A 23,067-nucleotide genomic window follows, 5' to 3' on the forward strand; every position below is an offset into this window, starting at 1 on the left:
TTTATTTAGTTAATTAGTGCTTTTTTAACAAAGTAAAACCAGTACTTATTGAAGCTAGCCCAAGAACTAAAGTTGCTAAGATACTATTGCCTGTTTGTGGAAGTCGAGGCTGATCAATAGCATTAGAAGCTTTTGTCAACTTTTGTTTGGTTGAGGTAGAAAAACTTGCTAGTCCATTAGTGGATGTGGCATGCTTATAACTTAGAGCTAAGTCATTATGTTGGGCAGTATTAAGAATTTCTGCAGAAGGTAAGTCAATTCCATTTGCTTTTTCACTAAATAATTTAAAGCTATAAGTATATAAGTCACCAATTTTAATTGTATATTGGTGACCAACAATGAGATCTACACCTGTAGGAAGATAATCAATGGTAGTCTTATACCCATATGCATAATTAAAGTGGCCGAGATTTTTGACATTAGTTGCAGTTACTTTTTTTCCGGTATCGTCATCTGTAATTGTTATTTCTGGGTTTTCCTTAAAATCAAGTTGTCCAAAATAAACTGACCAAGGAGTATCTGCTTCATTAAGTAATTCTACAGGGAACAAACCTTTACTTGGATATTGGGTATCTTTCCAAATGTTTTTGACTAAATCGCTTGCAAATACTCCGTTTTGAACAACGTATCGAATACCATTTTTACCAGTTGCTGTACCAAAGCCAATTTTACTTGCCCGAGCTGATAAAATTAAATCACGGTGTCCAGTTAGTGGAGATCCGTCAATATTATTGTTATCAAGTAATAGTCGTTTTACGTCAATTCCAGAATGACTTAAGCCAGGATCATTTGAATTAAACGTTATATTACCAAAACTGGCGAGTTGAGCTTTATCCCATTGTTCATCGGTCATTCCAGCAGGTTTTTCGGTATTTAAAATTCCATGAGCATCACTAGAAACTGGATAATTGGTTTTAGCCAATGCCCAGGCAGCAAGTTGCGCATCTTGATTGGCTTGATCATTAGTTGTTTCTCTGTCTAGCCCCGCAAGTTGACGATAATAGTTAACATATCCAAGTGAGCCTTTTATGTAATCTTGATTTAAAGTTCCAGGATTGGTGTCACTAGGCTGGGTCTGATATAACTTCGATGTATTGTAGTCTTGACTATCAAGAGCCTTATATTCTTTTTGATAAGCTTCTACTTGGTTTTTTTCTGCTTGTGAGAACTCAGCAGCTCTTACTTGACCAGTACCATATAAAAATGGGAGAAGTAGAGCTGAAGCTGTTAGCATTGTTACTTTAGTTTCTGTTTTCATAATATTCTCCTCAGTACTCTTACTTTTATTATACAGCTTATTTACCAAAAATAGTGTTAAATATTTCAAAAGCGTTACAGAAATGTTACAAGAAATAAAAAACGACTTAGTCGTTAATACTCATAACGAGCAAAACGAGCTAAATCGTTTGGTGCTAACTTTACGGTTACATAAATTCCATCAGCTTTAAATTGTTCTTGGACGACATCGCCATTATCATGAAGATATGATAATTCTTTTCCAGCATTGATTGGTAAATGTAAATTAATTATTTGATAATTGTAGAAAATTTTCTTAGAGATTAGTTTAGCAAGAGCCTTAATTGAAGTTGGATCTTGAGCACTAAATAAAATATCATTCCCTTCAATTTCAGGATAAGTTTTATCAGTTAAATCAGCTTTGTTATAGGCAGTAATCATTGGAACATCGGAAACTCCAACTTCTTTTAGTACTTGTTGAGTAGTTTTGATCATTTGAATCATGTTTGAATCGCTACAATCAACAACATTAACAATTAAATCAGCATCTCTTGCTTCCTTTAAAGTCGCTTTAAAAGATTCCACTAAGTTATGTGGTAATTTTGAAATAAAACCAACAGTATCAGATAAGATGAAATCATTTTTTCCATCTAAGTTAATTCTGCGAACACTAGTATCAAGCGTTGCAAAGAGCATATTTTTAGCAAAAACTTTCTTTTCGGGATCTTCACCAAATTGTTTAAGTAGGCCATTCATAGTAGTAGATTTTCCAGCATTAGTATACCCAACCAAAGCTACTTGAGGTAATTTGCTTTGGTTACGTCTTTTAGCCTTTATCTCTTCTTGGGTAGCCACTTCTCTCAATTGCTTTTTGATAAAACTAATTTGATCACCTATTGTACGACGATTAAGTTCTAGCTTGCTTTCACCAGCACCACGGTTAACACTACCGCCACCACGTTGTTGATCTAGTGAATTTTCACTTGGATGGAGGCGAGGAAGTTCATATTGCAAACGGGCTAGCTCAACTTGTAATTTTGCCTGTCTGGTTTTAGCCCGACTAGCAAATATTTCTAAAATTAATTCAGTTCGATCAACTACTCGCAATTTGGTGATTCTTTCAATATTGCGAATTTGCATCGGTGTAAGTTCATCATTTAAAACTACAGTTTTTGCATGTAATCCATGAGCTAGATTCTTAATTTCATTTAGCTTACCCAAACCAAAGTAAGTTCCACCATATAGATTTTCTAAATTTTGCTGGCAGGAGCCCACTACTTCCATATTATTAGCAAAAGCTAAATTAGCTAATTCCGTCATATAGTATTCAAAGTTAGGCTCATGCAAGTTGACACCAGCAACGATAACTTTTTCTCTTTTGGGGTGATTGTCAATCATTTAGTCACCATCCTTATCTAATCTGCCTTTATTTTAAGGCTTGAGTGAATATTTCACAACTTTAAGGCTACAATCTTAACTGTGTTTATGTTAGATATGAGATAATTAGATTGGAGGTAGAGACTAGAACGGAGCAAAAAATGGCAAGAAGATTTCGTTATCTGGTTTTAACTATCTTAATCCCTGTAAATTTGTTTTGTGTTTTGCTTTCCTTGGGACAAATAAATATAGGGCTATGTTTAGTAATTGGTATTTGGCTTGCTCTATTAGTTAAAAAGCAATATCGTTTAGTGATATATTTTCAAATTTGGTTGAGTATTTCCTGCTTTTATTTCAAGCTTCTAACGCTAAGAACAGTAAATATAGCTACGGATTCCAAAAGTTTACTGGCATTAATAGCTTCATGCTTAATGGTGCTTTTATTTATAAGTTCCTGCAAAAACTTATATCGTTCTTATTTATCGCTACTATTAACGATAGTTTATTGCTTGGTCATGATTGAAGTACCAACTAGATTTAATCTGATTATTTATTTAGTTATAATAACTTCTTTAGCAGTGATATATTGCTTATTAGCGATTGGAAAGAAATGGTGGAATTTATTCATTTTTCCACTTAATTTATTAGTTTTAAGTTTGTTAATTGTTCCTGATTCTATCAACTTAACTATTGGCTTTTTCTTTTCATTCTTACTTTGGGTAATCTGGGATGAATTAATTTTGACTATTTTAATCACTGTAAAAAAGATTGAAGTAATCGTGAAAAAATCTAAACTGAAACATAAAATGTTTTTGATAGCATCAGTTTTAATGCTATTTACTTCTTTATTAGGAATTGTAATAACGCAAGCAAAGTGGCAACTGTACTTTTTACCTGTTATTGTTTTAGTTTTAGGGATGACTTTTTTGAAATATAGCGATGGGCAACTAGCGTATTGCTTATATGATTGTTTGTTATTTTTCTTATTAGCAAATTTAAATGAATTGAGCCAAGTTGCATGGCTGGATAACTTATTTATAATTTGCCTAATTTTGCAACAAATATCTTTGATTTCTAATGCTAAAGATTATTTGGTAGGGATGCAGTTAGTATATTTAGCTATTTGTCTTTCAGCTGTTTCATCTAGCAGTTTTAATATCTTTCAGCTATTAGTAAGCTTAATCGTAATTATAGGGATGATTTTAGGACTGAAGTATTTTTCAAAATTAGGCTTATTCCTGATACCTGTTTTTGATGTGATTTTGTTATTTACATTGCCACTTGAATCAAAATGGACCTTGAGTATCTTTTTAGCTAGAACAATTTTTGTGGTGTGGGATAGTATTTTAATAATAAGCTTAATTTATTATCGAAATAAAAAGACTCAACAAATTAGTTAGAAAAAACGACCAGCTGTTAAACTGGTCGTTTTAATTTTATTTATTTTTATTTCGTTCCCATTTTGCAATTAACGGTAGGATGATTCCTAGAATAATCATGAATGCTGGCTCTACAATGTTAAGAATTAGCATGTGCCACCATTTATCTGAGAATGCTTGTGCATCGATAGGGATGATACTGAAGGTTGCTGCAACAATAGTTAAAATGAAGCACCACCACCCAACAATTAAAGCAAAAGTTCGATTTTTGATAAAAGTGTATTCTGATTGGAATTTTTCAGGCTTCATCCGAACTTTAATGAAGGCCCAGAATAGCAAACTAGTCACATATGGTGAAATAATTCCATTTAAGTTTAGTAACTGGTTAAAAATATCATTCATAGTTGGTAGAGTTGCACTTAAAACTAAGATGACAGTACAAATAAAGGTTGTTAACCAGTAACCATTGATTGGCAATCCATTTTTATCTGTTTTAGTTAAAAAGCGTGGTAAATAGTTTTTAGCAGTATCACTTAAAAAGATTCTAGCCCCACCATCAACTAAAACAGCTAGTTGTGCCAACATGTATAGTGCTTGAGTGATAATGAAAATATATAGGAAAAGTTTTCCCATTCCGAATTCATTACCCATAGCTTGAAAGGCATAATACGAACCATTCATCTTCAAGTCACTTGGTAAGTGATGAGCATTAAAGAAAACACCTAAAGCAAATGAACCAAAGATGGTTAGAAAACCAGTCATTACTGCTAATAAATACATAGCCTTAGGAAAATCATGTTTACCATCTTTCATTTCATTGACATATGGTGCAATAAATTCTGAACCATTCATTGCAAAAATTAATAAACCCAATGACATTAAAAACTTCATGTCAAATTTAGGGATGAAGCTACCAATGTTAAATGGTTGGGTATGTACTTGACCACCTTTACCTAAATAAACCACTGTCATAATCACATAAAGGATAGTAACTACAAACATAGCGCCACCACCAAGAATGGACAAAATTTGTAGTGAGTTGGCAAAGCGGTGCTGACAGAAAATAAAGACAACAAATATTAATGCAGTCAAAAGTGCAAACATTTGGTTAGACATTTTATCCTGCATTGAATTATTCCCATTAACAAGCCAGCCAAGTGCTACGACAGTTGAATTGGCAACATCAACCAAATATGGAAGGGAAATAACCCAATATGACCAAGCAGTAATATACCCCATTTTGTCTCCACTTGTATGGCGAATCCAACTAGTTAAGCCTCCACCTTCATTAGGGAAAGTTGAACCTAAATGACCAACAATCAATTCATAGGGAATTACAAATAAAATTAATAGTAAAATCCAGTCTCCGATGACTTGTAATCCCTGATTTTGAAAATTATAGATAATATCATCGAATCCGATAACGGTAACAAAGTCCATCAAGGCAATCACAGGCCAGGAGATGGCTTTTCTTTTTTCTTCTATCATTTTTACCTCCTAAACGTTACTTATTGATTATTTCACATTTTGACTTAGTTTTAAATAGTACCTAGAAAGGCAAGATAAATTGGTTGACAAAAATGTTCTGTTATTATAGTGTAATAGATGAATAGGACAGAATGAAGGAGGAAGAAAAATGAGCTTACTCGATGTAAAAAATGTAACTAAAGTGTATGGGAAAAAAGGCCAAAAGCAATTTACTGCACTAAATGGTATTTCATTTACGGCTGAAAAAGGTGAATTCCTAGTAATTATGGGAGCATCTGGTAGTGGGAAGACTACATTGCTGAATATCTTATCAACTTTAGATAAGCCGACCCAAGGACAAGTTCTGATTAATGGTAAAGATACTAGTCGGTTATCTAAGAACGAGATGGCAGATTTTCGTGGTCAAGAAATTGGCTTTATTTTCCAAGATTTTAACTTGTTAGAAAATTTAAATGTTCGAGAAAATATTGCCTTACCTTTATTTTTAAAGAGCTTGAGTGCCAAACGAATTGATCCACTAGTAGAAAAAGTAGCAAAGAGATTAGATATTTCAGAACTCTTAGATAAGTATCCAAGTCAGTTATCTGGTGGACAAAAGCAACGTGTTGCTGCAAGTCGTGCCTTAGTGCATGAGCCAGCAATTTTACTAGCTGATGAGCCAACAGGAGCACTTGATTCTAAAAGTGCGAGAGAACTACTAACGACAATGGAATCGTTGAACCAACAAGGAGTTACAACTTTGATGGTGACACATGATCCATTTTCAGCAAGTTTTGGTAAAAGAATTATTTTTATTAAAGATGGAAAAGTTGATTCTGAGCTGACAAAAGGCGAAAAAAGTCGAGGGGTCTTTTATGAGGAATTGCTTGCAAAACTGGGAACACTTGAAAACTAGATTGGAGGAAAGCTACAATGCTTTGGAAGTTATCATTTAATGGGATAAAATCACGTTTCAAGGATTACTTGATTTTATTTTTAGGACTAGTAATTTCAAGTACTGTTTTTTACTTATTTTTGTCTTTGGCCATGAATCCAGTATTTCTGAAAAGTAATATGCCAATAACTTTAAGCATGACTCAATTTATTTTTGGATTTGGTGCGATATTATTAGGGATTATTACTTTAGCGTACGTTAATTTTGCTAACCGTTTTTTATTGAGTATGCGTAAAAAAGATTATGGTACTTATTTAATGCTAGGTGCAAAATCTAGAAAAATAGGTAATCTAATCTTTACTGAAACATTGATTACTGGTGCAATTTCAACTTTAGCCGGAATTGTTTTAGGTATTTTGGCCAGTCAAGGTGTAACTACTTTTTTGATGAAAATGGTCAAAATAAAGCTAAAATCATTTTCTCCAGTTGTACCCACTGCAATTTTATTAACGCTTGCCTTTTACTTACTAGTATTCTTTTTTGCGGCACTTTTTAATCGAATTAAGTTGGTGAGAACACCAGTAATTAAGCTCTTAAAGGAAGAACAATCTCCAGTTAACGTTAGTCATAAAAAGGTTTTAAGAGTAATTTTTGGATTATTAGGAATCGGTCTTTTAGGAATAGGATATGCCTTATTATTTAGACAAAGATTGGATGTGAAACTTGTTGTGACAGCATTGTTTACAATTAGTTTTGGTTCCTATTTCTTATTTAAAGCAAGTCTAGGATTATTGATTGATTTATTGCGTCATAACCATAGTTTGCAATATAAAAATTTACGTGCATTTACCTTAGGCCAATTAAAATTTAGACTTGAAGAATATACGCAAATTCTTTCTGTCATTTCAATTTTCTTTGCCCTAGCTTTAGGAGCAATTACAGTTGGCTTGCGTTTTGAAAGTTATAAGAGTACTTACTCTGCTACTGTTTATTATGATGCTGCAATTTTAAAGAAAACACCTAAAACAGAAGCGCTCTTAAAGCAAATAGCTGGAAAGCGTGAATTTAACTATAACTATAAAGTAGGCAAAAACTACGTTTACTTTGAAAAATCAGAATTTGAAAAGCACCCTTTAATCAATAAGGTCTATGATACCAAGAAAATATCTAGTCAAAGTGAAGCAGTAACCAATTTAAAGACGGTTAAATTAACTGCTAAAAAATCTGATGTTGAGCAAATGAATTTTTTATTACAATCGTTAATTGGAATTAGTAAAGAAATAAAATTTGTTTCGGCAAGCGATTATCAGAAAGTAGCAGGAGTAGCTAAACAATTAACTTTAATTAAGACTAAGAATATGGTGGCAAATTATGAAAAATTGCTCGAAGTTATCAAAATTCAAAATCCTTATCCAGATGAATTGCCACCGTTAACTCCAATGGCTTATCAAATGGTTACTGGCTTAGTATCAGGTTTTGAATTTATGGGATTCTTCCTGGGCTTTGCTTTCTTAGCAATGCTTGCTTCGACTTTAATGTTTAAAGTTTTAACCGGTGCTGAAAAAGATCGTATCAGATATCAAATGGTTGGAAAAATCGGCTTTAGAACTAAGCAAATTAAACGTGCAATTAGACATGAAGTAGGAGCTTTATTCTTCTTACCAGCTATTTTGGGTATTTGCCATGTCTTAGTAGGGTTACAACTATTTAAGAAGATTGTGATTAGTCCATATCAAGACTTCTGGATTCCGTTATTGATCTTTTTAGTTTTATATTCAGTTTACTATTTAGTAACAGTTAAACTTTATCAAGGAATTGTGTTTAAGAAGCTTCAGTAATGTAGTTTTATTTGATATTCTAGTTAAAGAATTCAATTAAAGGAGATAACTTATGATTAGGGATGAATATTCACTTGTTTTAATTAAGCCAGATGGTGTAAAAGCTGGTCATGTCGGTGAGATAATTACACGAATTGAAAATAGAAATTTTGAAATTTGTGCTTTAAAAGTGATTAATGCAACTGAAGACGACTTGAATAAGCATTATGTTGACAGCATTGGTAAGCCATATTTCCCTCATTTGTTAAACTATATGACTTCTGGACCGATGGTAGCGATGATTGTATCTGGAACTCATGTAATTGATGTTTTACATAAGATGGCTGGAGCAACCAATCCATCTGATGCAGAAATGGGAACTGTTCGTGGTGATTTTGGTAGAGAATGGCCAGATGATAATATTAGAAACGTAATCCATACCTCTGATTCAATTGAAAGTGCTAAAAGAGAAGCAGGTGTGTGGTTCCCTGATTTTAAATTTGAAGCATAACAAAAAGCAGTTCATTTTGAACTGCTTTTTTTCTATACTTCTAATTGATTATAACTGGTTATCTTGGTAGTCCTATCAGTCATTTCCATAATAGTAATTGATGAGTTACGTGGGCCAGTTTTAATATCAAATTTTCCTTGACCATATTTAGCGACTAAAGAGCGAATTGTAAACCCATGAGTGACAAGTAGAATATTTTCATATCCATCAAGCTCACGGATTAAATCTAAGCCCTGTTCAATTCGATTCCAATATTGAGCTGCACTTTCAGCTTCGTGATATGGATCAGCTTTATGCATTAAATCCTTAATTTCGTCTATACTATAATTTTCAAGTAAATCAGGTAAGTTCTTCAATCCAACAGGACCAGCAATCATGCGCCAAGCCATATCTGAATCCATTCCTTCAAAATAACCGTAGAATTGTTCCCTGAAGAATTTACTAGTTAAATGTTGTAAGGAATTGTGGTTAATATTTCTTTGAACGATAATATCACACGTATCATTTGCACGCTTAGTGTCACTTGAAAAGGCAATATCAAAAGGAACATTCTTAAGAGCTTCAGCCGCTTCTTGGGCGCCTTTTTCTCCTGCTTCAGTTAAAGGGGTATCACACCAGCCTTGCATCTTGTTGTAGTGATTTATGTAAGTTCTACCATGACGAACAATGTAAATTTTTTTCATAAATTTCTCCTATGCCGCATTTGATTGATTTTGATTTGAATTTTGCTTCTGATTATCTTCATTGTACAGCTTTTCCACATTGCTGACATCAGCAGGCTGAATTGTATAGTATGATCCTTCAGGATACATGACACTAACTCCTTTATTATGTTTGAGACCAATTGCATGTCCTAATTCATGTTCAGCAGTATTAACAATGCGACTATGATCATAGCCAAACCAACCATTTAAAAGATAATAACTGTTTAATTTAACTGTTGCCTTAAGTAGCTTTTTCGTAATTGGATTATAGGAAGTACTAGTTAATCCGGCTGCATTAGTAGTGTCATCGTCCATAGTTTTAATAATAATGTTGGCGTTCTTTTTATTTTGAGTCAGTGTAAATGTAAAACTGCCCGTATTATTCCAAGAATTGATAGCTTCGACACTAGCATTGTACAAAGTCTGATTATCTAAGTCGATATAAACACTTGCGCTATTTTTACTCCAGCGGTAGTCTCCCTTGCTTGCAGTATCATTGCTAGCACTGGACTGGGTGTTAGGTAAGATTGTTTGTTGCAATTTGGTTTTTAGAAAGGCAATCGAATTATTGGCAGCAGTTCTTAGATTAGAATCAGTTTGATATAAGTGAATGGTAAAAGCAAACACTACTATAGTAAGTAAAAATTTAAAAAATCTTTTTGAAAAGTTCATAGTTTTTATCCCTCAAGAAAAGAATAATCATTTTGTCACTTACTATAAAGAAAAAGTTTTAAGAAAGTTTGAATAATAGCTAAAAAAGCGAATAATTATCTTATTTTTATGGACTATGCTAAAATAGAATGCAAGATTTTAGAAGGGCGTGAAGACCTTTGTCAAATTATGAACATGAAAAACAATATGAACAAAAACATTTAGATGAAGTTTTAGACTTAATTGATAAAAAAGAACAAAAATTAAGAGGATCAATTCAATCAGCCGAGAGTGAAGCACGAAATTTAAATGCTCATTTCTTTGATGATGTTAAGCTTGATTATGATGGCTACTCAACTTCAATGGATACGGCTTTGTCAATTCATCAGCAGCAACAAATGCTAGCTGAAAGACAAAATGCCTGGCAACATTCAAATAAGCAACTTTCTACTTTGAGACGATTAAAAAAGAAACCTTATTTTGCTAGAGTTGATTTTGAAGAGACTGGTGAAAAGCCGGAAACAATCTATATTGGCTTGGGCTCTTTTGCCGACCGGGATGATCACTTTTTAATTTATGATTGGCGTGCGCCTATTTCTTCAATTTACTATGATGGTAAACTGGGAAAAGTTACTTATCATGCTCCTAATGGTGAGCAAGAAGTTGATATGACCAAAAAGCGCCAATTTATGATTGAGAATGGCAAAATTGAGAATATGTTTGATACTGATGAATCAATCGGTGATCAAATGTTACTCGAAGTCCTAGGCGAAAAATCTTCGACTCAAATGAAGTCAATTGTTACTACTATTCAAAAAGAACAAAACAGAATCATTCGTAATACTAAGGATGATTTGCTATTTGTTCAAGGTGCAGCAGGTAGTGGTAAGACTAGTGCAATTTTGCAAAGAATTGCTTATCTTTTATATCGCTATCGAGGCAATTTAACTAGTTCAAATGTGATTATGTTTAGTCCTAATCAGCTCTTTAACGACTATATTGAAAATGTTTTACCTGAGATGGGAGAACAAAATATGGTACAAATGACTTACTGGCAATTTGTCAGTCGTCGGTTACCAAATATGGAAGTTGAAAACTTATTTGAACAGTTTGAAAACTCAGAGAAAAATGATGCGATAAAAGAATTTAAAGATTCATTGACTTTCTTTAAAATGTTGACCCGTTACGCTCAAATGCTGAAACAAAAAGGGGTAATCTTCAAAGATATTTACTTTAGAGATAAGAAACAACCTTTCTTCAGTAAAGAAAAAATCAAAGAGATTTATTACTCATTTCCTGATAATTATAAGTTAGTTAACCGTATTGATGCGACCAAAGAAAGTTTAGTTAATAGCTTAAATCATATGATTACTCGGGAAAGCAAAAAGGCTTGGGTAAGTAGAATTATCGAAAGCTTGAGTCAAGAGCAGCTTAACCAATTGTATGATCGACCTGATCAAGAATTCGAATCAGGTGAAAAAGAAGAAAGATTCTTGGCTCGTAAGATTGTTATTAAAGAACTTAAAAAGGTAAATCGTAAAATCAATCATAATCAGTTTTTGAATCTACCTAAGCAATATATTAACTTTTTACGGTTAGTTGGCAGAAGTATTGACTTTACTAAATATAACTTTAGCCAAAATGAATGGGAAGAACATATTGAAGACGTTATTGCAGGATTCAAGAACCACAAGATTAAGATGACGGATGTATCAGCTTATCTTTATCTTTATGATTTATTAACTGGTAGAAGAACTAACTATGAAATGAGATATGCCTTTATTGACGAAATTCAAGATTACACACCATTTCAGTTAGCTTATTTACGTTATAACTTCCCTCGAGCAAAATTTACGATGCTAGGAGATTTAAACCAGGCTATTTTTACCAAAGATGCAAGTCATGATTTGCTTAGCCAAATTTCAAGTTTATTTGATGCTGATAAGACTTCGGTGGTTCAACTGACAAAATCATATCGGTCTACCAAGCAGATTACCGATTTTACCAAGGCAATTTTAACTCATGGAGAAAAGATTGAAGCTTTTAATCGCCAAGGACCTAAGCCTGCATTTTATCAACAAGCAGATTTTAGTACTGCTATTGAAAGTTTAGCTAAGATTATTCAAGAAAATAATCAATCTGACTTAACAAGTGCTGTAATCACTAAAGATTTAGCTAGTGCTAAAGAAGTATTTGAAGCTTTGAAGCAGTTAGGAGTTAAAACAACTTTAATTGCTAGTGCTAATCAAAGATTGGTTCCAGGAACTATCATTGTGCCATCATATTTAGCTAAGGGACTTGAATTTGATGCTGTAGTTATGTGGAATCCGGCTGCAGATGTATATGCTAATGTAGATGAAAGTCAATTAGTTTATACAATTGCTTCAAGAGCGATGTATAAACTAGACCTTATTTATTATGGAAAGTTAAGTCCATTGTTAAATGTTGATAAGACCTTATATATTGATAAATAATTCTTAAGTCATCGTCAAAGATGACTTTTTCTTTATCTTTAACTTGCTTACTTTGCTAAAATGCTAGTAAGAAGTTTCGCGAGGTAGATTTTAATGAGTATTTATGGAAAATATGCAGCTTTTTTACCTGAAATTTTAGCTGAGCTAAAGAATAAAATCCAGAATTTTAATATGAATTATCAAAAGCAAACTGGACAAAAGTTATATGAACACCTAGAAGGTAGAATTAAAACTGATAAAAGCATGCGTGAGAAGTGTCAACGCAAGAATTTACCAGAAACTGAATATAGCGCACTTGTGGAAAATCGAGATGCAATTGGGCTTAGAATTGTAACTAATTTTGTGGATGATATTTATCGCATTGTGGATTTGTTGAAAGCTGAGGCTGATTTAACAGTTGTAGCAGAAAAAGATTATATCAAAGTAGCAAAGCCCAATGGTTATCGCTCATATCACTTAATCTTGAAAAAGAAAACGGATTTTGAAGATATAAATGGTAATAGACCTGGTGAATATTTCGTCGAAATACAGCTACGAACGATTGCAATGGATACATGGGCCAGCTTAGAACATGAAATGAAATATAAGCATCATATCAAAAATCCAGAGAGAATTTCCAAAGAATTGAAACGTGTTGCTGATGAGTTGGCAAGTTGTGATTTAACCATGCAAACAATCAGACAATTAATAAAGGAAGATAATTAATGAAGATTTTACTTGCTGAAGATGAAAAACAATTAAATCATGTTTTGAGTGTTGCAATGACTAGCCAAGGTTATCAGGTTGATAGTGCATTTAACGGTCAAGAAGCAGTTGATTTGGCTAGCAAAAATGCTTATGATTTGATGATCTTTGATATTATGATGCCAGTCAAAGATGGTTTGACTGCAGTTAAAGAAATTAGAGCAAAAGGTGATAAAACCTATATCATCATGTTAACTGCTAAAAGTGAAATTGATGATAAGGTTAAAGGCTTAGATGATGGAGCAGATGATTATCTGACTAAGCCTTTTTCTTTAAAAGAGTTACTAGCACGTTTACGTTCTAAAGAGCGACGTGAAGACAAATTTGAAGTTAAAAACTTAAAGCTAGGTAACGTATTTTTAGATGTGGATACCCAGGAGCTTTCAAGTATCAATAGCGTCAGACTTTCAAGTAAGGAAACAGAATTACTCGCATATTTAATTCTCAATCAAGATAAAGAACTGTCAACTCTCGAAATTTTTAGTCATGTTTGGAAAAATACTGATGAAACTGTTGATGTGGTGTGGATATATATTTCTTATCTCAGAGAAAAACTCGCAGCAATTGGTTCAAATGTGGAAATCTTTGGGGATAAAGGAGCAAGTTTTACAGTAAAGATAAAGGAGTAAGACTATGATTGCAAAATTTCAACGTAAATTTATTGCGGTTGCCGTATTATCGTTGTCGATAATATTATTAGCCTCTTTTGGTGGCATAGTCTTAGCAATGCAATATCGAAATAACCAGGAAATTAATGAGGTATTACAAATTTTAATAAGTAATAAGGGTCAATTGCCTCAAAATCAGGCAAGAAAGCACTTGGGACCTGATCAAAATAAGGATAGCTTATTCAGGTATCGATATTTCAGTGTGTTTATTACTAATAAGGGCCAAGTTAAATTAGTTGATAATACTCATATATCCACAGTTAACAAGCAAAATCTGAAAACAAGTTCAAAGCAAATTAAACAAGTAGCCAAAAGTAACCAAGATGGACAATTAATAATTGCTGGAACTAATTTTAACTATAAGGTTAAGAAGGTAAAGTCGGGGCTGTATATTTGCTTTTTAGATACCAATGCAATTAGAGCTAATGCACGTAGACTACTTAATTTAGCCTTGCTAATAGGTTTTAGCGTTTTGATATTCTTTACTTTGATTTTAATATTGCTTTCTAAGCAAGCAATTAAGCCTGTTATTGATGCCTATAACAAACAAAGAAGATTTATTACCAATGCTGGTCATGAATTGAAAACTCCAATAGCAATTATTAGTGCAAATACTGAAATGCAAGAAATGATTGGTAAAGGTGATGAGTGGACTGAAAGTACCAAAGAGCAGACACAACGTTTAACTATGTTGATTAATCAGTTAATTAGTCTTGCAAGGATAGGTGAGCAGGAAAAGCTGATTTTAGAGCGAGTTAACTTTTCTGAAGTTAGTCAAAAGGCGGCAAAGAGTTTTAAAAGCCTTATTCAAAGAGATGGAAAAAGCTATTATTTTGAGATTGAACCTAATTTAATTGTTAATGCCGAAAAGAGAAGCTTATTGGAATTAATAAATATTTTAATTGATAATGCTAATAAATATTGTGATGTCGGCGGTAAAGTTGAAGTGCTACTAAAGAAAAAATGGAATACTAAATTTTTGAGTTACACTGCTGTTCTTGAAGTAAAAAATAGCTATCAAGAAGGAAAAAATATTAATTTGAAGCGATTTTTTGAAAGATTTTATCGTCAAGATGAAAGCCACAATAATAGTGATAAGTCAGGCTTTGGCATTGGCTTGTCAATGGCACAAGATTTGGTGCAAATTTTTGGAGGCAAATTATCAGCTAGTTATGAAAATGGCATGGTTGTTATGAGGGTAAGTTTGCGTTTGAAAAAGTAGGTGGAGTATAAAATGAAAACTTTTACTGAATTTGAAAGGAATGACTGGGCTAATTTAAATCCTGGATTGAATTTAGAAATTAGTACGGATGAATTAGCAAAAATAAATAGTCATGGTGATGTCCTACAAATTGATGATGTTAGAGAAGTTTATGAAAGCTTAGTTGAGTATATCGAGGTTTGTTTTAAACAGTATCTAGCAGAGAAACTAGCTAAAGAGGTTTTTTTGAAGAAAGATATTAGTCATCGCCCCTTTATTATCGGTATTAGTGGCTCGGTTTCAGTTGGAAAATCAACAACTTCGCGTTTGTTACGTTTGCTTTTACAAAAGGCTTATCCTGAATTAAAAATTCAACGTATGACAACAGATGGGTTCTTGTATTCAAATAGTGAACTTCAAGCTCGTCATTTAATGAGTCGCAAGGGATTTCCCGAAAGTTATAATATGAGAAGATTGAATGACTTTTTAACTGACTTAGTAAGAGGGAAAAAAGATATTGTTTATCCGCTGTATTCACAAGCAATTTCTGATATTATTCCGGATAAATTCGGGCATGTGCAAAATCCTGATATTTTAATTATCGAAGGAATTAATACCTTACAGCTACCACCTAACGGGACTGTAGTGACAAGTGATTTTTTTGATTTTTCAATTTATTTAGATGCTGATGAAGATTTAATCGAAAAATGGTTCTTGAATCGTTTTGAAGAATTAATGGATCAAAACAAAAATAATCCCGAAAATTACTATTATCATTGGGCTAATAGTCCTAGAAAAGAAGCGATTGCAGCAGCTAAAGAGGTTTGGCAAGCGATTGATCTAGTTAATTTAAGAGAGTACATTGCACCAACTAAATCAAGAGCTAATGTAATCCTACATAAAACTGTAGGTCATAAGATCGATAAGGTTTACTTAAGGGCCTTTTAACGGTTATACTAGAAATATGAATATGTTAATTTATATGTTGATGAAGGTTCTTGCATTGCCCCCGTCATTACTTAGCTAATAAATGCGATTAATATTTATATTTTTTATAAGCTAAGGAGAATTTTTATGACAACTGCAATTGAACTAAAAAAAGGTATGATTTTTGATCAAGATGGTAAATTGATGCTCGTTTTAAAGAGTAATCACCATAAGCCTGGTAAGGGTAATACTGTTATGCAAATGGATTTGCGTGATGTTCGTGCTGGTTCAGTAATCCACAAGACTATGCGTCCTAGTGAAAAGGTGGAATTAGTAGAGGTATTAAAGAAGAACGCGCAATATTTATATGAAGAAGGTACTAACTATATCTTCATGGATACTGAAACTTATGAACAATACCAAATTACTCGGGAACAATTAGGTGATGATGCTTTATATTTAATGCCCAACATTGAAGTTAAGCTTGAATTTACCGATGAAGGCGAATTAATTGCTGTTGAACTTCCAGGGACTGTTAATCTAAAAGTTAAGGATACACAACCTGGTATTAAGGGAGCTACTGCTGCAGCTGGTGGTAAGCCTGCAACGATGGAAACTGGATTGGTAGTAACTGTTCCAGATTTTATTAATAATGGTGATGAATTAGTAATCAATACTACTGATGGTACATACAAGTCACGTGCATAATAAAAACTGTTAGGATTTTTCCTAACAGTTTTTTTATGAAAATAATTCTTTTTATTTGTTAAAGGTATCTGCTTCAACTTCGCGAATAAAGTCAGCTAAATGGCGGTAGTATACATCTGGATTATCAACCATGTGGTGGTGACCACCATTTGGAGTAGTTACTAAGCGTGAGTTTGGAATTAACTTTTGCATAGTTCTTGCAGTATCAAGTGGCATAGTTTCATGTTCACCGAAGGTTAATAATGTTGGGACTTTTATGTTCTTAAGTTGATCTCTGAAGTGCCAATCTTTCAACTTACCAGTAATGACAAATTCATTGTCACCTTGGAAAGCATTGTAGACAGCTGTACCACCTAAATCCTTTAAGTGATATAGCTTAGAAGGTTGCTTACGATCAACAAAGTTGATATTTAAGATTTGGACATCATCTTGGTATCTTTGGTTATCAAAGTTACCTTCAGCTTCGCATTTATGCATAAAGTCAATTTCATCTTTAGTTAAAACTTCTTCACGTCTGCGGTTAACAGCTGCTACATATTCATCGATTTCGTCAACCATTGATGAAATAATAGCACCTTTTAAGTGATTACCATATTTAACTGCATATTCTTGAACTAATAAACCGCCCCAACTTTGACCGATAAGGTAGAAGTTATCAATGCCTAATTTTTGGCGAACTTCTTCAACCTCATCTAAAAAGTATTCATAAGTAAGATACTTCTTAGCTATTTCTGGATTAGAATAGTCAGGTTGATCTGAATATAATGAACCTAATTGATCATACATATGAACTTGAACATCTAAACCTTGCTTTTTTAATTGTTCAGCAGTATCTTCCCAATATTCATGGTTACCACCAGGGCCACCATGTAAGCAAAGTAAATGAATCTTGCCAGTACCTTGAGTATTAGTCCACAAATGGTAGCCGTTATCTAAAGTGATAATTTTAGTTCCTGTTTTCATATAAACTCCTTGCTTTCAATTAAATTTTAGTGATAGTACTAATTTTAACGCTTTTTACTAATAAATGCATTTTGCATGGTGAATGCAGAATTAGTAAAAATTAGTTACAATGTATAAGATAACAAAATGTTTGAGGAGAAATAAATGAGTCTTAAATACGCACAAAAACGTAAAGTTTTTCTTTTTATCTTTTTTGCTACGATTAAAGCTTGCAACATTTTATTTGTCGCTTACATGCTCAAATTAATGCTCAATGTTGCTTCTTCAGGTAAAAAAGATATGATGCAATTAGTTGGACTTGCTGGAATTACAGCAATTGGACAACTGGTTTTTATGTGCAGTAACTTTTTATATGAAGCTAATAAGATGGAAATTATTCGTCAGGTAAATTTACATCTTAAACGTAAAAATATCGCTTATTTAGTTGATCAAGGAGATAGTGACATTAAGCAGGGCTTAAGCTTAATGACCAATGATTTAAAGCAAATTGAAACTAATCGTGTAACTGCGCAATTAGATATGATCTTCCAAAGTATTACTTTTGTTGGTGCATTAAGTTTTGCCTTTTATAATTCATGGGAAATGACTTTAATTTTTATTGTTGCTTCTTTAGCTCCTGCAATTGTGCAAATTTTTACTAGTAAAATTATTACGCAAAAGGCGAAGGTTTGGACTAAGACAAATGCTGATTATACTCAAAGTATTTCTGATAGTTTAAATGGAGCTAGCGCAGCCAATTTATATAATGCTCGAGATAATATCTTGCAAAGAGCCTCAAAATCTGCCCTTAGAATGGAAAATGCCTTGAAGTCAATGAACCTAACGCAAGCTTGGGCACTGGAATTAATTTATTCTGCGGCAGAACTTTTTTGCTTTATTATTCCATGTACAATTGGTGGAATTTTGATGATGGAAGGTAAACTGGCAGTTGGAACTCTAGTAATGCTAGTTGACTTGGCAATGAACTTTATTACACCAGTTGTGACAATCTTTCAAGAATTTAACCAAGTTAAGTCGACTGTTCCAATGTGGGAAAAGACCAAAAAAGCTGCAAATTATAACTTAGATGATGAAGTTGAAGAGCGTGAATCATTTACTGGTTTAGAAGTTAAAAACTTAAGTTATCAAACCACTTCAGATAAAAAGACAATTTTTACTAATGTCAATTTAAAAGTAAAACCAGGTGAAAAAGTCCTTTTAATGGCTCCTAGTGGTTGGGGAAAAACTACTTTGCTTAGGTTGATGTTAGGACAGAAAAAGCCACAAGCAGGTGAAATCCTTATAAATCAAAAAGAAGTATCTGGCAATTGGGAAGCAGCGCATAATTACTATTCCTATGTTAACCAAAAACCTTTCTTATTTGATGATACTTTACGCTTTAATATTACTTTGGGAAGAACTTGCACTGAAGAAGAGTTATTAGCTGCAATTAAAGAAGCTGGCTTAAACGATTTAGTTGAAAATAAAGGACTAGATTTTTACGTTGGTGAAAATGGTAATAAGCTTTCAGGTGGTCAAATTCAAAGAGTAGAAATAGCTAGAGCACTCCTTTCAAGACGACCAATTATTTTAGCCGATGAAGCAACTAGTGCTTTAGATCCAGTAATGTCACGCGCAATTCATGAAACACTACTTAAAAATCCTAGAGTAGCGGTGATTGAAGTGGCACATAAGATTTCTGACTATGAAAAAGAAATGTTTGATCAAATTGTTAAATTTAAATAGCATGACATTTTTGTCATGCTTTTTTATTACTTAAAGTAATATATCTTTTAAAGCACTAATAATATATTTAATATATTGCTGATATAAATATAAAATATATCAAATGAAATATTGAATTAGTATAGCGTTAAAGTTATGATAAAAACGATTACATAGCAAAGAGAGCGAGGAACTACAATGGCTGAACCAAAATGGCTAAAAGATATGAATCCTGATGATTATTTAAAAGAAGACTTTGATTGCAAAGGCAAGGGGAAATATACCGTTTCTGGTATTGAAAACGATGATCCAGAATGGCTTGATAAAGCAGCAAAGAAAGTTAATGCTGCTGAAGGCGATGACTACGTTAAACTTGATTGTGGTTTAATGACAGTTAATCAATTAAACTGGATGCTTAGAAATACTTTTGGCGAATTGACTTTTGTAGATGAAAATAACCAATTCTTGTGGTACAACCGTCCTCAAGATCCAAACTACAAGATGAAGGCTAAGCGTGTTCCTGCCCAAGTTGGTGATACAATGGGACAAATTCACCCTGATATCCGTGATGTTATTCCTAATGCTAAGAAAGTTGTACATGCTCTTCGCACCAAAGAAGGCGGCCACGATGATGTATACATGCCTGTTCCAACCGGTAATTTAAAAGAATTAGTCTTACACTACTACAAGCGAGTAGAAGATGAAGAAGGTAATTACCGCGGAATTTATGAATGGGTACAAGATTTATATCCATTTGTTAAGTACTTCTGTGAAACAACTGGTCAAAAGTTAGTAGTTGATCCAGATGCAACAACTGGTGCAACTTACCGCAGAAACTCTGATCCAGATGCTAAGACTGGAGCTTCTACCAAGGCAGAAGCTGCTAAGATGGAAGAAAAGCCAAAAGTTGAAGAAAAACCAGACACAACAACTGGTGCATCTGAACATTAATATTGATAAGTCGTAATCGCAAGATTGCGGCTTTTTTTATTTATGCTTAAATAGAAAAAGGTATAACTATAATAAATATAGAAAAGAGATTGTTTTGTCTGAGTTAACTAACGATGCCACACAAAAATTAGCAGTTAATTTACCTTTAACTAGTGAACAAGAAAAATTAGTTAAGCAAATTTTGGTCTTTACTAAAAAACATATTAACGGTGATACACCAGCTATTTTTACGGTTTATGGGGATGCTGGAACAGGGAAAAGTGTTGTTTTAGCTCATCTATTTAACAAAATTCAACTTGCTGCAAGAACTGAAAAGGATAGTCCGTTATATCAAACCAAAAATTACTTTTTGGTTAATCACCCAGAAATTCTCAAAGTTTATAAAGAAATTGCTGGTAAGCAGGCTAATTTATATAAAAAAGACTTTACTAGCCCTACTTCGCTGATTAATGAATTAGATAAAAAGCAGACAAAAGTAGATGTTGTTGTTATTGATGAGGCGCATCTACTTTTATCGCATCGGGATGCGTATAATAATTTCACTTATGATAATCAACTGGTTGAAATTATTAAACGAGCAAAGGTTATAATTTTAGTCTTTGATCAATATCAGGTAATGCGCACTAAGACTTATTGGTCGACGGAGCAGTTAGAAGAAATTACGCACCAATATCCTCATGAAGATTATCATTTAACCCATCAATTCCGGATGAATGCAAGTTCAGAATTAATAAACTGGTTCAATACTTTTACTGATGAGAGTAAAGTAATTCCTTTTCCTCAGAATGCTAGAAATGGATATGATTTTCGGGTATTTGATGATGCCGAAAAAATGCGGCAAGAAATTGTTAAAAGAAATCAAGAAGTTGGTTTGGCTAGAATTTTGTCGACTACGGGTTATCCTTCTATTCTTGATGGCAAGAAACATTATATTAAAGAAGGAAAGTTTAAAATGCCTTGGGATCAGTATAACTATACTGTAAAGCCTTGGGCTGAAATTCCAGAGACGATTAATGAAGTAGGCTCATTTTATACTTGCCAAGGTTTTGATTTAAATTACACTGGTATAATTTTAAGCCCGCCATTTTATCAGGTTCCAGATACTAATCAAATTCAAATTGATACCAGTAAGTTTACAGATACCGAAGCTTTTAAAAGAAGAACGGATTTGTTTGATGACAAAGAGTTAGAGCAAGTTAAAAGACGCCTCTTTATGAATCAAATCAATGTTTTATTTAAACGTGGAATTTATGGTACTTATCTCTACGCTCATGATCCACTTTTACGTAAGACTTTATATGAGTACTATCAAAAGCTTATCGAAGACTAAGCTAGCATTTTACTAGACAAAGATGCCAACATTTGGCGTCTTTTTTTATAGGCTAAATGAGCATACAATTGTAGAAAAAGGAGGCCCTCTTATGAAAATCGACTATAACTACATAACTGACCGCTTTATTAAGTATTGTGAAATGGATACTAGATCTTATCCTGATAATGACGCAGTTCCAACTAGTCCTGGACAAGTTGAACTTTTAATGGAGTTAAAAGCAGAATTAAGTAGGCTGGGGCTTAAAGAAGTTAGTTATTCAGCTAAAGACGCTTATTTAGTTGGTAAAATTCCAGCTACAACAAAGAAAAAAGTATCAGCAATTGGCTTCGTCGCTCATGTTGATACAGCGGATTACAATAGTAAAAATATTAAAGTTAAGGTTCATCCAAATTATGCCGGAAATGACTTAGTCTTAGATAGTAATCATATTCTAAGTCCTAAAGAATTTCCAAGTCTAAAAGAAGTAATTGGACATACGATTTTCACAGCTTCAGGTGATACGTTATTGGGGGCTGATGATAAGGCTGGAATTGCAGGCTTATTAGCGATGGCTAAATATTTGCTGCAACATCCAGAAATTGAACATGGTGATTTATGGTTAGCATTTGGACCAGATGAAGAAATTGGGAAAGGAGCTAAGCGTTTTGATGTTAGCCGTTTTCCAGTTGAATTTGCTTATACTTTAGATAATGGTAATGTTGGCGATATCGCTTATGAAACTTTTAATGCTGCAGAAGCAAAAATTGAAATTACAGGGACCGTTGTTCATCCTGGAGAAGCATACGGTTTGATGGTAAATGCCGGTTTAATTGCCAATGAATTTGTGGCCGCTTTACCTCACGATTTTGTCCCTGAAAAAAGTAAAGATTATGATGGCTTTTACTTATTAACTAGTTTTAAAGGCAATGTTGATCATGCAGAAGTTAATTTGATTATTAGAAGCTTTGATACGCCCGATTTTTTGGCGAGAAAACAGTTTATTCAAGACCAAGTTGATAAATTAAATGCAAAATACGGCAATCAACGGCTATCTTTAACCATGAAAGATCAATATAAATCACCTGGTGACTTAATTAAGCAGCATCCATATGTCGTTAATTTGGTTCACCATGCTTATGCTAAGTTGAATATAAAGCCTAAGCATATTCCATTTAGAGGTGGAACTGATGGTGATTTTATTTCAGAAAAAGGTATTCCAACTCCTAATTTATTTAATGGAGGAGCTAATTTTCATGGGCCATATGAATATGCTAGTTTAGAGAATATGGCTAAATTGGCTGAAGTATTGGTTGAAATTAGCTACTTACATAGCGAATTAGACGATAAACGTGATAATACACCTTTGAGGAGATAAAAA

Annotated in this window: 20 protein-coding genes; 14 read left to right on the forward strand and 6 right to left on the reverse strand. The window is 33.2% G+C overall.

The genetic code is table 11. The features are described 5' to 3' along the window. Nucleotides 1-13: 13 nt before the first annotated feature. Nucleotides 14-1,258, reverse strand: a complete 1,245-nt coding sequence (locus tag H628_RS0102180) for a CAP domain-containing protein (protein WP_027824987.1) — start codon at nucleotides 1,256-1,258, stop codon at nucleotides 14-16. A gap of 113 nt (nucleotides 1,259-1,371) precedes the next feature. After that, nucleotides 1,372-2,634: a GTPase HflX gene (gene hflX / locus H628_RS0102185; protein WP_027824988.1), complete on the reverse strand. Its 1,263-nt coding sequence runs from the start codon at nucleotides 2,632-2,634 to the stop codon at nucleotides 1,372-1,374. Nucleotides 2,635-2,774: 140 nt separating this feature from the next. On the opposite strand from hflX, the gene H628_RS0102190 reads away from it, so the two are divergent. Then, nucleotides 2,775-4,013, forward strand: a complete 1,239-nt coding sequence (locus H628_RS0102190) for a hypothetical protein (RefSeq protein ID WP_155825146.1) — start codon at nucleotides 2,775-2,777, stop codon at nucleotides 4,011-4,013. Nucleotides 4,014-4,049: 36 nt separating this feature from the next. Here H628_RS0102190 and H628_RS0102195 read toward each other — a convergent pair whose 3' ends face one another. Beyond that, on the reverse strand, nucleotides 4,050-5,480 hold the full coding sequence (locus H628_RS0102195) for an APC family permease (RefSeq protein ID WP_027824990.1): 1,431 nt from the start codon (nucleotides 5,478-5,480) through the stop codon (nucleotides 4,050-4,052). Between the two features lie 148 nt (nucleotides 5,481-5,628). Between H628_RS0102195 and H628_RS0102200 the strand changes: the two genes are divergently transcribed. From H628_RS0102200 to H628_RS0102210, 3 genes are read left to right on the forward strand one after another with little or no spacing between them, the layout of a single operon-like run. Next, nucleotides 5,629-6,375, forward strand: a complete 747-nt coding sequence (locus tag H628_RS0102200; protein WP_034538139.1) for an ABC transporter ATP-binding protein — start codon at nucleotides 5,629-5,631, stop codon at nucleotides 6,373-6,375. Nucleotides 6,376-6,392: 17 nt separating this feature from the next. Next, a complete protein-coding gene (locus H628_RS0102205) occupies nucleotides 6,393-8,192 on the forward strand; it encodes an FtsX-like permease family protein (RefSeq protein ID WP_027824992.1) in 1,800 nt (599 codons plus the stop codon). Nucleotides 8,193-8,244: 52 nt separating this feature from the next. Next, nucleotides 8,245-8,682, forward strand: a complete 438-nt coding sequence (locus H628_RS0102210; RefSeq protein WP_027824993.1) for a nucleoside-diphosphate kinase — start codon at nucleotides 8,245-8,247, stop codon at nucleotides 8,680-8,682. 32 nt (nucleotides 8,683-8,714) lie between these two features. Here H628_RS0102210 and H628_RS0102215 read toward each other — a convergent pair whose 3' ends face one another. Together H628_RS0102215 and H628_RS0102220 are read right to left on the reverse strand one after the other, a co-directional pair. Further along, the gene (locus tag H628_RS0102215) at nucleotides 8,715-9,365 is read right to left on the reverse strand and encodes a histidine phosphatase family protein (protein ID WP_027824994.1); all 651 of its coding nucleotides are present in this window, start codon (nucleotides 9,363-9,365) and stop codon (nucleotides 8,715-8,717) included. Between the two features lie 9 nt (nucleotides 9,366-9,374). After that, a complete protein-coding gene (locus tag H628_RS0102220; protein WP_027824995.1) occupies nucleotides 9,375-10,058 on the reverse strand; it encodes a matrixin family metalloprotease in 684 nt (227 codons plus the stop codon). 158 nt (nucleotides 10,059-10,216) lie between these two features. Here H628_RS0102220 and helD point away from each other — a divergent pair, with 158 nt between their 5' ends. The 6 genes from helD to efp all read left to right on the forward strand — a co-directional run bounded on the left by helD (nucleotide 10,217) and on the right by efp (nucleotide 16,759). Next, nucleotides 10,217-12,511 carry an RNA polymerase recycling motor HelD gene (gene helD / locus H628_RS0102225; RefSeq protein ID WP_027824996.1) on the forward strand — a complete coding sequence of 765 codons (2,295 nt, stop codon included), beginning with the start codon at nucleotides 10,217-10,219 and terminating at the stop codon, nucleotides 12,509-12,511. Nucleotides 12,512-12,604: 93 nt separating this feature from the next. Then, the gene (locus H628_RS0102230) at nucleotides 12,605-13,216 is read left to right on the forward strand and encodes a GTP pyrophosphokinase (protein WP_027824997.1); all 612 of its coding nucleotides are present in this window, start codon (nucleotides 12,605-12,607) and stop codon (nucleotides 13,214-13,216) included. Then, entirely contained in the window at nucleotides 13,216-13,884 is a 669-nt protein-coding gene (locus tag H628_RS0102235) for a response regulator transcription factor (protein ID WP_027824998.1), read from the forward strand. Before H628_RS0102230 ends, H628_RS0102235 begins: the two co-directional genes overlap by 1 nt. A 4-nt stretch (nucleotides 13,885-13,888) precedes the next feature. After that, nucleotides 13,889-15,145 carry a sensor histidine kinase gene (locus tag H628_RS0102240; RefSeq protein ID WP_027824999.1) on the forward strand — a complete coding sequence of 419 codons (1,257 nt, stop codon included), beginning with the start codon at nucleotides 13,889-13,891 and terminating at the stop codon, nucleotides 15,143-15,145. A 12-nt stretch (nucleotides 15,146-15,157) separates the two neighbouring features. Then, nucleotides 15,158-16,072: a type I pantothenate kinase gene (gene coaA, locus H628_RS0102245; protein ID WP_027825000.1), complete on the forward strand. Its 915-nt coding sequence runs from the start codon at nucleotides 15,158-15,160 to the stop codon at nucleotides 16,070-16,072. A gap of 126 nt (nucleotides 16,073-16,198) precedes the next feature. Beyond that, complete coding sequence (efp, locus tag H628_RS0102250; RefSeq protein WP_027825001.1) at nucleotides 16,199-16,759, forward strand: elongation factor P; 561 nt, start codon at nucleotides 16,199-16,201, stop codon at nucleotides 16,757-16,759. Between the two features lie 51 nt (nucleotides 16,760-16,810). Here efp and H628_RS0102255 read toward each other — a convergent pair whose 3' ends face one another. After that, a complete protein-coding gene (locus H628_RS0102255) occupies nucleotides 16,811-17,722 on the reverse strand; it encodes a proline-specific peptidase family protein (RefSeq protein WP_027825002.1) in 912 nt (303 codons plus the stop codon). Nucleotides 17,723-17,866: 144 nt separating this feature from the next. On the opposite strand from H628_RS0102255, the gene H628_RS0102260 reads away from it, so the two are divergent. From H628_RS0102260 to pepT, 4 genes are all read left to right on the forward strand, one after another. After that, a complete protein-coding gene (locus H628_RS0102260) occupies nucleotides 17,867-19,447 on the forward strand; it encodes an ATP-binding cassette domain-containing protein (RefSeq protein ID WP_027825003.1) in 1,581 nt (526 codons plus the stop codon). Nucleotides 19,448-19,624: 177 nt separating this feature from the next. Continuing rightward, the gene (locus tag H628_RS0102265; RefSeq protein ID WP_027825004.1) at nucleotides 19,625-20,377 is read left to right on the forward strand and encodes a PAS domain-containing protein; all 753 of its coding nucleotides are present in this window, start codon (nucleotides 19,625-19,627) and stop codon (nucleotides 20,375-20,377) included. A gap of 94 nt (nucleotides 20,378-20,471) precedes the next feature. Beyond that, nucleotides 20,472-21,707, forward strand: coding sequence for a DUF2075 domain-containing protein (locus H628_RS0102270; RefSeq protein ID WP_027825005.1), 1,236 nt, complete (start codon nucleotides 20,472-20,474; stop codon nucleotides 21,705-21,707). 91 nt (nucleotides 21,708-21,798) lie between these two features. Then, nucleotides 21,799-23,064, forward strand: a complete 1,266-nt coding sequence (gene pepT / locus H628_RS0102275; protein ID WP_027825006.1) for a peptidase T — start codon at nucleotides 21,799-21,801, stop codon at nucleotides 23,062-23,064. The last annotated feature ends 3 nt before the right edge of the window (nucleotides 23,065-23,067 follow it).

The sequence above is a fragment of the Lactobacillus psittaci DSM 15354 genome (assembly GCF_000425905.1).
Classification (GTDB): Bacteria; Bacillota; Bacilli; order Lactobacillales; family Lactobacillaceae; genus Lactobacillus; species Lactobacillus psittaci.

Bases quoted from the DNA above. Each gene is read 5' to 3' on its own strand.
- H628_RS0102180 (WP_027824987.1), bottom strand. From the start codon at position 1,258: ATGAAAACAGAAACTAAAGTAACAATGCTAACAGCTTCAGCTCTACTT.
- hflX (WP_027824988.1), bottom strand. From the start codon at position 2,634: ATGATTGACAATCACCCCAAAAGAGAAAAAGTTATCGTTGCTGGTGTC.
- H628_RS0102190 (WP_155825146.1), top strand. From the start codon at position 2,775: ATGGCAAGAAGATTTCGTTATCTGGTTTTAACTATCTTAATCCCTGTA.
- H628_RS0102195 (WP_027824990.1), bottom strand. From the start codon at position 5,480: ATGATAGAAGAAAAAAGAAAAGCCATCTCCTGGCCTGTGATTGCCTTG.
- H628_RS0102200 (WP_034538139.1), top strand. From the start codon at position 5,629: ATGAGCTTACTCGATGTAAAAAATGTAACTAAAGTGTATGGGAAAAAA.
- H628_RS0102205 (WP_027824992.1), top strand. From the start codon at position 6,393: ATGCTTTGGAAGTTATCATTTAATGGGATAAAATCACGTTTCAAGGAT.
- H628_RS0102210 (WP_027824993.1), top strand. From the start codon at position 8,245: ATGATTAGGGATGAATATTCACTTGTTTTAATTAAGCCAGATGGTGTA.
- H628_RS0102215 (WP_027824994.1), bottom strand. From the start codon at position 9,365: ATGAAAAAAATTTACATTGTTCGTCATGGTAGAACTTACATAAATCAC.
- H628_RS0102220 (WP_027824995.1), bottom strand. From the start codon at position 10,058: ATGAACTTTTCAAAAAGATTTTTTAAATTTTTACTTACTATAGTAGTG.
- H628_RS0102230 (WP_027824997.1), top strand. From the start codon at position 12,605: ATGAGTATTTATGGAAAATATGCAGCTTTTTTACCTGAAATTTTAGCT.
- H628_RS0102235 (WP_027824998.1), top strand. From the start codon at position 13,216: ATGAAGATTTTACTTGCTGAAGATGAAAAACAATTAAATCATGTTTTG.
- H628_RS0102240 (WP_027824999.1), top strand. From the start codon at position 13,889: ATGATTGCAAAATTTCAACGTAAATTTATTGCGGTTGCCGTATTATCG.
- coaA (WP_027825000.1), top strand. From the start codon at position 15,158: ATGAAAACTTTTACTGAATTTGAAAGGAATGACTGGGCTAATTTAAAT.
- efp (WP_027825001.1), top strand. From the start codon at position 16,199: ATGACAACTGCAATTGAACTAAAAAAAGGTATGATTTTTGATCAAGAT.
- H628_RS0102255 (WP_027825002.1), bottom strand. From the start codon at position 17,722: ATGAAAACAGGAACTAAAATTATCACTTTAGATAACGGCTACCATTTG.
- H628_RS0102260 (WP_027825003.1), top strand. From the start codon at position 17,867: ATGAGTCTTAAATACGCACAAAAACGTAAAGTTTTTCTTTTTATCTTT.
- H628_RS0102265 (WP_027825004.1), top strand. From the start codon at position 19,625: ATGGCTGAACCAAAATGGCTAAAAGATATGAATCCTGATGATTATTTA.
- pepT (WP_027825006.1), top strand. From the start codon at position 21,799: ATGAAAATCGACTATAACTACATAACTGACCGCTTTATTAAGTATTGT.